This window comes from Arthrobacter terrae (assembly GCF_015708085.1).
Taxonomy (GTDB): Bacteria; Actinomycetota; Actinomycetes; order Actinomycetales; family Micrococcaceae; genus Arthrobacter_M; species Arthrobacter_M terrae.
The window spans coordinates 80,331-93,272 of the sequence record NZ_JADNYM010000002.1 but is presented as its reverse complement, the minus strand read 5'-3'; the positions used below and the strand labels follow the sequence as shown (position 1 = coordinate 93,272).

At 62.3% G+C, this 12,942-nt stretch carries 15 protein-coding genes; 11 read left to right on the top strand and 4 right to left on the bottom strand.

What is annotated here, in order from left to right; translation table 11 throughout:
• Positions 1-25 precede the first annotated feature (25 nt).
• From gdhA to IV500_RS01650, 4 genes are all read left to right on the top strand, one after another.
• Positions 26-1,366 (top strand): NADP-specific glutamate dehydrogenase, encoded by a 1,341-nt coding sequence (gene gdhA, locus IV500_RS01665; protein ID WP_196395090.1) that lies wholly within the window; start codon positions 26-28, stop codon positions 1,364-1,366.
• Positions 1,367-1,600: 234 nt separating this feature from the next.
• Positions 1,601-2,782 (top strand): 3-deoxy-7-phosphoheptulonate synthase, encoded by a 1,182-nt coding sequence (locus IV500_RS01660; protein ID WP_196395089.1) that lies wholly within the window; start codon positions 1,601-1,603, stop codon positions 2,780-2,782.
• Between the two features lie 100 nt (positions 2,783-2,882).
• Positions 2,883-3,119, top strand: coding sequence for a helix-turn-helix domain-containing protein (locus IV500_RS01655; protein WP_196395088.1), 237 nt, complete (start codon positions 2,883-2,885; stop codon positions 3,117-3,119).
• 118 nt (positions 3,120-3,237) lie between these two features.
• Complete coding sequence (locus IV500_RS01650) at positions 3,238-3,336, top strand: 30S ribosomal protein bS22 (protein ID WP_003792170.1); 99 nt, start codon at positions 3,238-3,240, stop codon at positions 3,334-3,336.
• 57 nt (positions 3,337-3,393) lie between these two features.
• Here IV500_RS01650 and IV500_RS01645 read toward each other — a convergent pair whose 3' ends face one another.
• A complete protein-coding gene (locus IV500_RS01645; RefSeq protein ID WP_196395087.1) occupies positions 3,394-4,203 on the bottom strand; it encodes an HAD family hydrolase in 810 nt (269 codons plus the stop codon).
• Positions 4,204-4,291: 88 nt separating this feature from the next.
• Here IV500_RS01645 and IV500_RS01640 point away from each other — a divergent pair, with 88 nt between their 5' ends.
• Positions 4,292-4,597 (top strand): glutaredoxin family protein, encoded by a 306-nt coding sequence (locus IV500_RS01640; protein WP_196395086.1) that lies wholly within the window; start codon positions 4,292-4,294, stop codon positions 4,595-4,597.
• A gap of 108 nt (positions 4,598-4,705) precedes the next feature.
• Positions 4,706-5,413 (top strand): redox-sensing transcriptional repressor Rex, encoded by a 708-nt coding sequence (locus tag IV500_RS01635; protein WP_281063959.1) that lies wholly within the window; start codon positions 4,706-4,708, stop codon positions 5,411-5,413.
• Here the strand turns inward: IV500_RS01635 and IV500_RS01630 are convergent.
• The 3 genes from IV500_RS01630 to IV500_RS01620 all read right to left on the bottom strand — a co-directional run bounded on the left by IV500_RS01630 (position 5,403) and on the right by IV500_RS01620 (position 7,620).
• On the bottom strand, positions 5,403-6,083 hold the full coding sequence (locus IV500_RS01630; protein ID WP_196395085.1) for a hypothetical protein: 681 nt from the start codon (positions 6,081-6,083) through the stop codon (positions 5,403-5,405). The genes IV500_RS01635 and IV500_RS01630 overlap by 11 nt on opposite strands.
• Before the next feature lie 52 nt (positions 6,084-6,135).
• The gene (locus IV500_RS01625; RefSeq protein ID WP_196395084.1) at positions 6,136-6,918 is read right to left on the bottom strand and encodes a hypothetical protein; all 783 of its coding nucleotides are present in this window, start codon (positions 6,916-6,918) and stop codon (positions 6,136-6,138) included.
• Positions 6,919-7,062: 144 nt separating this feature from the next.
• Entirely contained in the window at positions 7,063-7,620 is a 558-nt protein-coding gene (locus IV500_RS01620) for a YceI family protein (protein ID WP_196395083.1), read from the bottom strand.
• 213 nt (positions 7,621-7,833) lie between these two features.
• Between IV500_RS01620 and IV500_RS01615 the strand changes: the two genes are divergently transcribed.
• The 5 genes from IV500_RS01615 to ccsB all read left to right on the top strand — a co-directional run bounded on the left by IV500_RS01615 (position 7,834) and on the right by ccsB (position 12,872).
• A complete protein-coding gene (locus IV500_RS01615; RefSeq protein WP_196395082.1) occupies positions 7,834-8,496 on the top strand; it encodes a histidine phosphatase family protein in 663 nt (220 codons plus the stop codon).
• Between the two features lie 80 nt (positions 8,497-8,576).
• Positions 8,577-9,167, top strand: coding sequence for a TlpA family protein disulfide reductase (locus tag IV500_RS01610; RefSeq protein WP_196395204.1), 591 nt, complete (start codon positions 8,577-8,579; stop codon positions 9,165-9,167).
• Positions 9,164-9,919: a cytochrome c biogenesis CcdA family protein gene (locus IV500_RS01605; RefSeq protein WP_196395081.1), complete on the top strand. Its 756-nt coding sequence runs from the start codon at positions 9,164-9,166 to the stop codon at positions 9,917-9,919. Before IV500_RS01610 ends, IV500_RS01605 begins: the two co-directional genes overlap by 4 nt.
• Entirely contained in the window at positions 9,919-11,757 is a 1,839-nt protein-coding gene (gene resB / locus IV500_RS01600; RefSeq protein WP_196395080.1) for a cytochrome c biogenesis protein ResB, read from the top strand. Before IV500_RS01605 ends, resB begins: the two co-directional genes overlap by 1 nt.
• A complete protein-coding gene (gene ccsB, locus IV500_RS01595) occupies positions 11,757-12,872 on the top strand; it encodes a c-type cytochrome biogenesis protein CcsB (protein ID WP_196395079.1) in 1,116 nt (371 codons plus the stop codon). Before resB ends, ccsB begins: the two co-directional genes overlap by 1 nt.
• Positions 12,873-12,942: the final 70 nt, after the last annotated feature.

Here is a 12,942-nt window from a genome sequence, read left to right as displayed (position 1 = left end):
ATGACTTGTAGAGGGGACTTTACCCATGGACACGAGACTGGAAGCCATCCGGAATCAGGTATTAGCACGCAACCCGGGGGAGGACGAGTTCCACCAGGCCGTTATCGAGGTCTTTGAAAGCCTCGGACCGGTGTTGGACAAGCACCCGGAATTTCTGGACGCCGCAGTGCTCGAGCGCCTCTGTGAGCCCGAACGGCAGATCATTTTCCGGGTACCGTGGATGGATGATGCGGGCCAGGTCCGGATCAACCGGGGCTTCCGGGTGGAATTCAACTCGGCGCTGGGCCCGTTCAAGGGCGGTCTGCGTTTCCACCCTTCGGTGTATCTGGGCATAGTGAAGTTCCTCGGTTTCGAGCAGATCTTCAAGAACGCGCTCACCGGCATGCCGATCGGCGGCGGCAAGGGCGGCTCGGACTTTGACCCGCGCGGAAAATCCGACGCCGAGGTAATGCGGTTCTGCCAGTCCTTTATGACCGAGCTGTACCGGCACATTGGCGAGTACACCGATGTCCCAGCCGGAGACATCGGCGTCGGCGGTCGTGAGATCGGCTACCTTTTCGGCCAGTACAAGCGGATCACTAACCGGTTTGAATCAGGCGTCCTGACCGGCAAGGGCATGTCCTGGGGCGGTTCACTGGTCCGGCCGGAAGCGACCGGTTACGGTACCGTGCTCTTCACCGAGGAGATGCTCAAGACGCGGGGATTGTCCATGGACGGCCAGCGTGTGGTGGTATCGGGTTCCGGAAACGTCGCCATCTACGCCATCGCCAAGGCCCGGCAGCTTGGCGCGAACGTGGTCTCCTGCTCGGATTCCGCCGGCTATGTGGTGGATGAACAGGGCCTGGATCTGGACCTGCTGCAGCAGATTAAGGAAGTGGAGCGCGGTCGTCTCAGCGACTATGCCGCCCGCCGCGGGTCCTCCGTGAGCTATGTGGAGGGCGGATCCGTCTGGGACGTGCCGGCCGCGGTCGCCTTACCCTGTGCAACGCAGAACGAACTCGACGGCGACGCCGCCGGTCGGCTGCTGAACAACGGCGTGCTCGCCGTGGCCGAAGGTGCCAACATGCCGTGCACCAGCGGGGCCGTGGCGCTGTTCCAGGACGCGGGGATCCTCTTTGGGCCCGGGAAGGCCGCCAACGCCGGCGGCGTAGCGACGTCTGCGCTGGAAATGCAGCAGAACGCGAGCCGGGATTCCTGGAGCTTTGAGCATACCGAGGCACGCCTGACGGAGATCATGGTGGGTATTCACGACCGCTGTGCGGAAACCGCAGAAACCTATGGGGCCCCGGGCAACTACGTGGTGGGCGCCAATATCGGCGGCTTCGTGAAGGTGGCGGACGCCATGCTTGCCCAGGGCCTGATCTAATCCAGGGGAGCTGAGGGCTGGCGTTGTCCGCAGTTTGCGGGCGGCCAGTGTCAAGGCTAGGGTGTGGCTATGACAAACCGTTGGTATGCGTATTTTTCGTTGGCTCTGGAGGAGCCTGCGTCTAACTGACACGCAGCCAACCTTCAGAGCCAACAGGACAGAGATTATTCTCTGTCCTTCGCCATTTCCGGCGGGTTCTGTCCAGGGCCCGCTTCCAGCTAAGGAGCAGGACCCATGAACAGCAGCGCACCAGCCCAGCGGGCGGCCGAGGTGCCGGCCACCTCTAACCTTCGCGTCAGCCGGTTCACCGCGCTCCCGTCGCCCTCCGCGCTGGCCGAGGAGCTGCCGTTGTCCGCTCAGGTGAGCGCCGCCGTCGCCCGTGGACGTGACCAGGTGCGGGCCATCATGGACGGGGTGGATGACCGCCTGTTGGTGATTGTCGGCCCGTGCTCCATCCACGACATGACGGCCGGCCTGGAGTACGCGCGCCGGCTGGTCTCGCTGGCCGAGCGCCACAAGGAAGACCTGCTGATTGTGATGCGGACATACTTCGAGAAGCCGCGCACGACGGTGGGCTGGAAGGGGCTGATCAATGATCCCGGGTTGGACGGCGGCCATGACATCAGTGCCGGGCTCCGCATGGCGCGCGCATTCCTGCTCAAGGTCGGCCAGCTGGGCATGCCCGTCGGGACCGAATTTCTGGAGCCGATAAGCCCGCAGTACACCGCCGACTTGGTGTCGTGGGGTGCAATAGGGGCACGCACCACCGAGAGTCAGATCCATCGGCAGCTGGTCTCCGGACTGTCCATGCCGGTGGGTTTCAAGAACGGGACCGACGGCGATCTGCAAGTGGCGTTGGATGCATGCTCTGCCGCTTCTGCCGCGCAGTCCTTCCTCGGGATCGACGTCCAAGGACGTGCGGCGCTGGTGGCGACTGCGGGCAACCAGGATACTCACTTGATCCTGCGTGGCGGCCGGCAGGGGCCAAACTACGGGACCGTCAACGTGGGCGCTGCCTCGGCGCGGCTTGCCCGCGCTGCGTTGAATCCGCGGCTGATCATTGACGCCAGCCATGCGAACAGCGGCAAGAGCCACCATCGCCAGGCGGAGGTGGCATTGGAGATCGGCGCTCAGCTGGAGGCCGGCGGAGCGGCTTCGCAGGCAGTTGCCGGTGTCATGCTGGAGAGCTTCCTGGTCGGTGGGGCCCAGAAACTGGACGTCTGCGCCGTAGCCAACGGGACCGCCGGGTTGACCTACGGGCAGAGCGTGACTGACGCCTGCATGGCGTGGGACGTCACAGTTGAAGTGCTGGACCATTTAGCCGGAAGTTCACGCACCCGCCGCAGCACCGGCGTGCTCGAACACCTTGTCGCAGCCCATCGAAAAGGTCATAATGCCAGAAGACTTTCACAATAGCCACTTCTACCCCTAAAGTTGTTTTGACACGGATAATTGGTGGATCAGGCGTCCTTGAGTGCCGTCACCGATGGACGCCAGTGAAGGAATGCGAAAAATTATGGCGCAGGAAAAGACCTTTTCGAACGCGAGCTTCCTGACGGTCTCCGAGGTCGCTGACGTGATGCGCGTATCGAAGATGACCGTATACCGTTTGGTACATTCCGGGGAGCTTCCGGCTGTAAGGTTCGGCCGGTCCTACCGCATCCCTGAGTCTGCGGTGGCCGGCCTTGTGGAGTCAGCATTTGTCGAAGGCGCGGCGGATCGCGGGGCGGCTGGTTCGGCGCACACGGCTTAGAAGCGGTACCCTGTTAAAGATCCATTTTCGGCTGTGACCGATACCTTGTGATCGGTCAGCTAATTCCTTGACAACCGCCCGCAAGGACGTTGTCGCTCAACAGTTTGTGAGGACTTTCGTGGGTTCAGTTATCAAGAAGCGCCGCAAGCGTATGGCCAAGAAGAAGCATCGCAAGCTGCTTCGCAAGACCCGTCACCAGCGCCGCAACAAGAAGTAGAGATATTTCACAGCGCGTGAAAGAACCCGTTACCGGTCCCGGTGACGGGTTCTTTTTTCAGCGGTGGAAGCGGCTGAAGCCTTTCCACCCGCCATAAATGATCCCGGCGCCGGTTGCCGCGCGCAGCCCCCAGGTCGCGGCGCGGCGGCCGGAGCGGAAATCATAGACCGGCCAGTTATTGTCCCGTGCATGCCGGCGCAGGCGGGCGTCCGGGTTAATGGCCACCGGGTGCCCGACGGCGCTCAGCAGGGGGACGTCATTGAACGAGTCGCTGTAGGCCCAGCAACGGGACAGATCCAGCTGTTCGCGCTCGGCCAATTCACGCACAGCCACCCCTTTAGCCGGCCCGTGCAGAATATCTCCCACCAGCTTGCCCGTATAAGCTCCGTCTTTGATCTCGCAAACGGTGCCTAAGGCGCCGCTGAGGCCCAGCCGGGATGCGATCACGCTGGCTACTTCAATGGGTGTGGCGGTCATCAGCCATACAGGACGGCCACTGCCCAGGTGCTGTTGGGCCAGCGCGAGAGTACCGGGCCAGATCTTCGACTCGATCATCTCGTCGAAGACTTCTTCACCCATGGTCTGGACCATTTCAACTGGAATGCCGGCGGCGAGAACCAACGCCGAATCCCGGACGGAATGGACATCTTCGAGAGTCTCACCGCGGAGCACAAATTTTGCCTGCTTCCAGGCGAATCCGGCAGCATCACGAAGGGTGAAGGCTTTCTTCTGGTACATTTTGCGCGCCACGTGAAAGAGGCTGGCGCCCTTCATCATCGTATTGTCCACGTCGAAAAAAGCGGCTTCGCCCTCGTGGTCCGAGCTAGCCGAGTCTTCCCCGGCTGTAACTATGTTCACTTCGGGCATGGGTTGAGTCTAGTCAATCGGAATGCCCAATACCTGAATCCGCGTCTTAGCGCCCGTGCGGCCTTTCCCTGGAGGCTAGATTTGTACCATGCACACACCCGAGCGCGCCGGCCGTTCCTCCGGGCCGTCAGCGGCGCAGCCGGAACTCGTCTTGGTGACCAGGACCGGCTGCCACCTGTGCGCGGATGCCCGCGCGGTGGTGGCTGCCGTGGCTGCGGAGCTCGGGCTGACCTGGCAGGAACGCTCACTGGACGACGACGCAGCGCTGGCCGGGCGCTTCGCAGAGGAAGTTCCGGTGGTGCTGGTCAACGGCGTGCAGCGGGATTTCTGGACCATCGATCCGCGGCGGCTGCGCCGCACTCTGCTGGCGATTATGGAGCCACCTGCCGGCTAAGCGCCGCCTTCACGGCTTGGCCGGCCCGGCTTGGCGTTCTACAGTGGAGTTCTACCGCCGTGGAATTCCGCCGTGGATTGCACTGGAAGAGTTTGGGGAGCAACGTCTTTGACCACATCTGAGATTCGGCCGTCCTCCCCTGCGGCGCTGCCGGCAATGACGCGCCAGCTGCCTTCCGCGACCGTGGCGAGGCTGACCGTTTATTTGCGCTCCTTGTCGGCCATGCTGGCCGACGGCGTCGAGCGGGTTTCGTCGGAGGCGCTGGCGGAAACCGCGGGTGTAAGTTCCTCCAACGTCCGCAAGGACTTGTCCTACCTCGGTTCGCACGGCACACGCGGCGTCGGGTATGAAGTCCAGCGTTTGAGCGGCAACATTGCGGCCACCCTGGGGCTGACGCACGATTGGCGGGTCGCCATCGTCGGTGCCGGGAATCTGGGCCGTGCCTTGGCCCGCTACACCGGCTTCGAATCCCGAGGTTTCGACGTCGTTGCGCTTTTTGACGCGGATCAGCTGATAGTCGGCAACGAGGTCGGCTGGCTCAGGGTCAGCGATGTGCGGGACCTGGAAGTGGTATTGGCACGCACACGGGCAACCATGGTCGTCCTGGCGCTGCCGGGCACTGTCGCCCAGCAGGTGTGCGATCGGGTCGTCGCTGCCGGCGTACACAGCATCCTGAGCTTTGCCCCGGTGGTCCTGCAGGTCCCCGACTCCGTCAATCTTCGCAAGGTGGATATGGCCACCGAGCTGCAGATTCTGGCTTATCACGCCCAGCGCATCCACGAACCCGGCGACGGCCCGGGACGCCCTAGTGCCTGAAATAACTCCGGACGGACGGCAAAAACACCAAAATGATGGCGACGACGCCCAGGACCATTTGGACTGCTGTGATCAGGTCCGGCTGGAGCAAGGACAGCAAGGACACCGCAGCCAGGACGGCTCCGGTAATCCTGGCCCAATTACGGCCCCTGCGGATCTGGTAAGCGAGAAGAACATAGATGCCGACGGAAACAGCGCTGATGACCAACGCCGTAATGAGCAGCGGCTGCAGCATACTTTCGTCGGTGAGCCCGGCGTTGCGGAGCATTTGCCCCGCCGTGGATTGTCCGGCCGGAGTGAACAGCGCGAAGGCGCCCAGGATTACGAGCAAGGCCTCGATGACAGCGGCTGCGAGGATGAGCCAGAACGCAACCTCAACCTGGCGCGGTGCGGTGCGCTGGGTGCTTCCCGGCAGCGGTGCAGCAGACGGCACGGGCTCCGCGGCCGGTGACTGTAATCCTGGCGGTGCATACTGCCCATAGCGGGGGACACCCGGAGCTATCTCCCCATAGTGGCCGGGCCCTGGCGGCTGTTCACCAGTCGCGGGCTCTTCCTCGGGGGTGCTCATGGGAATCCAATCGATCAGTGGCTGATGGCTCTGTGCTGTAACGTCGCCGGCAGGATCTGTGCCATAGGTTGCGCCAAAAACGCCGGCCGCGGTGGGGTTCATCAACCCTACCGCGGCCGGCGTATCGCAGTTGCTTTTTCGTCTCTCCGATTGGTTACCGCAGGGGCCCCTGTGGCCTCCGGGCTGCGAAGTATGCCTGCGACCGTGGAAGCAGCAGCATGATGCCGCCGATGATGGAGGCGACGTAGGCCAAGACGTTGATGAAGCCAATGATGCTGGCGAACATTCCGATGAGCGAGACAAGGGCACCGATGATGCTCAGGGCTGCCAATACGATCATGACGATGCGGGCCCAGCCAACTCCTTCCTTCGTGAGGAGGGCGAACCAGATGAAGACGGCTGCAAAGATGACAGCGAAGACAAACCCGACAATTCCGGCTGCGACGAAAAGGCCTCCTCGGCTCCCGGCCGCAAAAATTTCAATCAGGGATGCCAGCACGTTCAGTAGGGCGCCGGCAACAAAGAGCAGGTAAGCATTTTTTACTTCGCGCGGAATTAAGCTGAGGTCTTGAAGCCGTTGTGGAAAATTTCTGAAATTGGCGGCCGGCGATTTCGGCCGTTGCTGGTATCCGTTCTGGGATCCACCGGCGGCGTGCTGGTAAGCCGGCGGTTGCTGGTAGCCGGGTCCCTGGTAGGCCGGCGGTTGCTGGTAGCCGGGTCCCTGGTAGGCCGGCGGTTGCTGGTAGCCGGGTCCTTGGTAGGCCGGCGGTTGCTGGTAGGCCGGCGGTTGATTACCGGTTGGGGATGTGTAACCCGGCGGAACCTGTTGTGGCCGGGCTCCCGTTGCCGGGTCGCTCGCCGGCCCGGGGCCCGGGTATCCGGTCGGGGGCTGCGTGCCGGGCTGCTCGGACCGGGGATTCTCAGACGGTGTGCTCATGGTCAAACTTTAGCCCGGGCCCAACGCCTTGCATAGGGAACGCGGAGTCTGTAGGACCCAGTGGAAAAGCAAAAGCGGCCACCCGTCGTGCGCGCGGCATCCCCCGCGCGCACCAGGTGGCCGCTCCCTGCGGCGCTGTGGAAATTATGCTCTGACGAAAGCCACTTCAAGGGTAATGGTGACCTTATCTCCGACGAGCACTCCGCCGGCTTCCAGGGCCGCATTCCAGGTCAGGCCAAAGTCCTTGCGGCTGATGCTGGTTTTTCCGGAGAATCCGGCGCGGGTGGCGCCAAAGGGGTCCACGGCTACGCCGTTGAACTCGGTCTCAAAAGTGACCGGCTTGGTGATACCGCGGATGGTCAGATCGCCGGAGAGCTCGTAGTCGTCCCCGGAACCGGCGATCGAAGTGGATGCAAAGCTCAGTTCCGGGAATTGCTCCACATCGAAGAAGTCGGCGCCGCGGACGTGGCCGTCGCGGTTGGCGTCGCCGGAGTCAAAGCTGGCTGCCTGGATGGTCGCCGTCACGGACGAGTCGGCGGCTGTCTCGCCCACGGTCGCCGTCGCGACGATGTCAGTAAACTTTCCGCGCACCTTGCTGATGCCGGCGTGCCGGACGGTGAATCCCACCTCGCTGTGGGAGGGGTCGAGGTTCCAAACGCCTTGGGTCAGGCCGGTCGAGGTGAGCTGGGGTGAAGTAGACATTGGTTCTCCTTGTGGAAATGCTTGCCGGGCAATGGTCTGGTGTGGAAGTGGCCGAGTGACGGTTTCCCGTCCATCGACAGGTATAAGTATGCAAACGCATCTATTATTCCGCCGTTCTCAAATTCTTTTCCGTGCAGCTGTGAACTGTTGCCGCCCCAAGCTGGGAATCAGCTGATTTAGCGATTGCCCGGCACCTTTGAGAAACTTAGTGACATGCCTGAAATCACTGTCCATCTGCTGCGCCACGGCGAGGTCTTCAATCCCGATGGTGTCCTGTACGGCAGGCTGCCGGAGTTTCATCTGTCCGAACGAGGCCATGCAATGGCTGCCTTGGTGGCTGAGCATCTGCAAAAACGCTCGGACGACGGCGCCAAGCTGGTCCATCTGGTCGCCTCACCGCTGACTCGTGCTCAGGAAACGGCCCAACCGACCGCCGAGGCGTTGGGACTGAGTATCGTGACGGATCCAAGAATCATCGAGGCGGAGAACCATTTCGAGGGGTCAAAGGTGTCCCGGCACGAAATCCTCAAACCCCGGCACTGGCCGTATTTCTGGAACCCGCTGAGGCCCTCCTGGGGAGAGCCATATAAACAGCAGGCCAATCGTGTCATGGAAGCCGTCCAGGAAGCTCGACGCCGTGCGTTGGAACTAGGCGGCGATGGTGCCGAAGCAGTGCTCGTCAGCCACCAGCTTCCCATCTGGGTGACCCGGCGGACGGCGGAAAATAAGCCATTGTGGCACGACCCGCGGCACCGCGAATGCACTCTGGCATCGCTGACATCCCTGGTGTTCGCCGGCGACGCCGTGACAGCAGTGCGGTACAGCGAACCCGCCGCCGCGCTGCTGCCCGGTGCGGCAACAACGCCGGGGGCGTGAGGAAGTGCCCGGTGGTGAGGAAAGGCTTACTTTTCGACGCGTTGTAGAATTTGGATGTGGATAATTCCGTGAGCACGAAAATGAGCCGTCGCTCACTGCTGGCTGCCTCCGGCGCCGTCCTCACTCTTGCCCTGTCCGCGTGTACAGCCAAGGACCCGCTGGCGCAGCAGGCGAATGCAGGGGACAACAAGAACTACATAGCCGGCGACGGCTCCGTGACTGAATACGGGGCAGCCGAACGCAAACCCGCGGTCCGCTTTTCCGGGAGGCTCTTTGACGGAACGGTAGTCTCCTCGGACTCGTTTGCCGGTAAAGTCACGGTGCTGAACTTCTGGTACGCCGCCTGCGCACCCTGCCGGGCTGAGGCACCGGATCTGCAGAGTTTGTATCAAACGTTTAATCCGGAAGGTGCCATTTTCTATGGAGTCAATATCCGGGATGAAGCGCCCACCGCCGACGCTTTTACCCGGACCTTCTCGCTCGGTTACCCGAGTTTCAATGATAAGGACGGCGGCCTGCTGCTGGCACTAACGGAGTTCGTTCCACCGGCAGCCGTTCCCACCACATTGGTGCTGGACAAAAAGGGCAGAGTCTCGGCTCGGATTCTGGGCTTGGCGGACAAGAGTACGTTGAAAACGCTCATCACCGCTGCGCTGGCCGAAAGCCCGTGAACAATCCGTTCGCCGAGACGGTGCTTAGCGGCTCGATGCTGCTCGCCATGCCCGTAGCCCTCCTGGCCGGACTTGTCTCCTTCCTTTCTCCGTGCGTGCTGCCGCTGGTCCCGGGCTATCTCGGATACGTCAGCGGGCTCACCGGTGTCGATCTGCAAAAGCAGCGCCGCGGCCGGATGGTTGCCGGCATCGGGTTGTTTGTACTGGGATTTTCCGTCGTCTTTATGCTGATCGGCGCCGTCTTTGGTCAGCTGGGCGCATGGCTTAAAGGGCCAAGCGCGGCGTGGGTGACCCAGCTACTGGGCGTGGTGGTGATAGTGCTCGGAGTGATTTTCCTGGGCGGGCTGAACTGGTTCCAAGGGGAAGCAAAAATCCACAGCCGGACTCCAGCCGGCTTATGGGGTGCGCCGGTACTGGGAATCACCTTCGGGCTTGGCTGGGCTCCTTGCACCGGTCCGACCCTCGGCGCAGTACAGGCGCTGGCCTTTTCCGATGGTTCAAGCGCGGCCAAGGGCGCCGTGCTGACTTTTGTCTACTGTGTTGGGCTTGGCGTGCCGTTTCTGTTGATCGCCTTGGGGGTGCGTCGCGGGCTTGGTGCACTGGCCTTCTTCCGCACCCACCGCCGGGCCCTGCAATGGTTTGGCGGCGGGATGCTGATTGTTTTGGGCGTGCTGATGGTGACCGGGTTGTGGGGCACCTGGATCAACCAATTGCAGTTCTGGTTTGCCAATGAAGTAAGGCTGCCGATCTGATGAGCGAAACCGATCCGTATAACAACACCGATTCTTTGAAAGATGCCGTGACTAAGAGACAGAATTCCACCGCTGGTGATGCTTTGGACAACGCCCGACCGGGAAGTCCAGGGCCGGAGACGTCAGGGTCGGCAACTCCGGGACCGGAAACCGCGGCGGTCGTATTGCCGCGGCTGGGATTTATCGGCAGTCTGCGCTGGGGCTGGCGGCAGCTGACCAGTATGCGGACCGCGCTTTTCCTGCTGCTGCTGTTGGCCGTCGGCGCGGTTCCCGGCTCGCTCTTTCCGCAGCGTCCGGCCAGTCCCGAGGTGGTCACGAAGTATCTGCAGGACCATCCTGATACCGGGCCGGTGCTTGACTGGTTTAAGCTCTTCGATGTTTATTCCTCGCCATGGTTCTCGGCCATTTATCTGCTGCTATTTGTTTCGCTGATCGGCTGCGTCATTCCGCGTGCGATTGCGCATTACAAGGCGATGCGATCGCAGCCCCCGAGGACGCCGCGACGGCTGTCAAGGCTGCCGGAATACGGGACTCTGGAAATTCCGCCGGACCGCGGAATCAGCGCGGGGCGGGCGATTCAGGATGCTGCGGCGACGCTCAAATCCCGAGGCTACCGGGTAGAGGTCCGCGATGCGCAGAGTGTGCGGCCCTCTGTGGGGGCCGAGCGTGGCTTCAGCAAGGAAGTGGGGAACCTTCTGTTTCATACGGCCCTGATCGGAGTCCTGGTTTCCGTTGCGCTCGGTGGCCTGTTCGGCTACAGCGGACAGCGGGTGCTGGTGGAGGGAGAGACGTTTGTGAACACCCTGGTCGGTTATGACACTTTTACACCGGGCAGCAATTTCAGCGCTTCGCAGTTGGAGCCGTATTCGGTTCAGCTGGATAAATTCAGTGTGACGTTTGACCGCGAATCGAAGGCGCACTACGGGCAGCCGTTGGACTTTAAGGCCAGCCTGACCACCAAGTCCTCGCCGTCGTCGCCCGCTCAGCAGCAGGATCTGAAGGTCAACGCGCCGGTCAGCCTCGGCGGCACCAGTATTTATCTCGTGGGGAACGGTTACGCGCCCGTAGTCACGGTCAAGGATGGGAATGGCAAGGTCGCGTTTCAGGGACCTGTGGTCTCCGTTCCCAGCGATGGTGCCTACACCTCGCTGCTGGTCATCAAGGCGCCCGACGCCAAGCCCAGCCAGCTGGGGTTTGTTGGTTTTTTCCTGCCAACGGCGCTGATCAATGACAAGGGTGTTGCGGTTGCGTCAGACCCGGACCCGTTCAACCCGCAGCTGAATCTGAACGCGTACTACGGAAACCTGGGGCTGGATGGAGGCCAGCCGAAGAATGTCTTCACCCTCGACACCTCCAAACTGACGCAGCTCAATGGCAGGGATCTGGCGGCCGGTGGCATTGTCCTGAGCCCGGGGGCCTCCTACACGCTTCCCGAGGGCAAGGGAAGCATCAGCTTCGACGGCCTGAAGCGGTACGTCGCCCTGGATATTCACCACAACCCCGCGCAGTTGTGGACCCTGATTTTCGGCGTGACGGGTCTGCTCGGCCTGGTTGGTTCATTGTTCCTTAATCGGCGCCGGGTCTGGATCAGGACCGGAAACCATCCGGACGGACGGACAATGGTGGAGTACGGATTACTGGCCCGCGGCGAGGACCACCGGCTGGCACCGGAGGCTGCGACCATCCGCGGTCTGCTGGAAAAGCGCTGGTTGGCACCGGCGGCTGATCGGGCGGAAGATAGCAACGGGGTTCAAACATTAACGGCGTCATCTGCATCGACGCAATCATCAACACAGCCGGCGGGCACCGGCTCTGCGACCGTAGGTAAGGACCAGTAATGCCACATATCAATGAGACATTCGCCCTGTACAGCGAGCGATTTATGCTGCTGGCGGCTATCGCCTATGCGATCGCGTTCATCGCGTTCGCCTGGGACTTGGTGCAGAACAGCCGCACCACGAAGGCTGTGCTGGAACAGAGCCAGCAGGCTGCCACTGCCGCATCAAAGAAGCGTGTGGGGGCGATGTCCGGTGCCGGTTCCGGGAGCACGCCGGAGGACCCATACCAGGAAACGGTATTGGAAGGCCCGGAAGGCCGCGTCCAACGGCCCACTTTCCACGCGGCAGTCCCCGCCGGTGGCGCTGATGGCACCGCAGCAACCGCTGATGATTCGATGCGCTATGGAACTACCCGCCGCGCAACGGCACGGGTCGCCGTGGCATTGACGCTGATTGCGGCCATTGTTCACGGCGCTGGGGTGCTGACTCGGGGCCTTGCCGCCGGACGGGTGCCGTGGGGGAACATGTACGAGTTCTGCACTACCGGCGGTTTCGTGGTCGCGGCAGTCTTCCTGATTGTGCTCACCCGCCGGGACCTGCGCTTCCTGGGAACGTTCGTCATTGGTCTGGTGCTGGTGATGATGACTGCCGCATCCGTGGCATTCTGGACGCCGGCCGGTCACTTGCCTCCGGCACTGCAGAGCTACTGGCTGATCATTCATGTCTCTATTGCGGTGATGTCCTCGGCACTGTTCACCCTGACTTTCGCCATGTCCGTGCTGCAGCTGGTGCAGTCCCGCCGCGAGACCGCCCTGACCGGCGGCGCGGCGGACAAGCTGCCATTCATGCGGCTGGTCCCGCCGGCTCTGAGCCTGGAGAATATGGCCTACCGGATCAACGCCATTGCGTTCGTGGGCTGGACCCTGACGCTGATGTTCGGTTCCATCTGGGCGGAAGCGGCCTGGGGGCGCTTCTGGGGCTGGGATACCAAGGAAGTCTGGACGTTCGTCATCTGGGTCGTTTACGCAGGATACCTGCACGCCCGGGCTACCCGGGGCTGGACCGGGACACGTGCGGCGTGGTTGTCCATCGTCGGCTACCTCTGCGTGGTCTTTAATTTCAGCATCGTCAATGTCTACTTCGCCGGGCTGCACTCCTACGCAGGGATCAGTTGACCGTTCGCCGGGGCGGCCAATGTCCCGGCGGCGCTGCGACTCACTGATGTGATGACCTCCGTCGTATTGC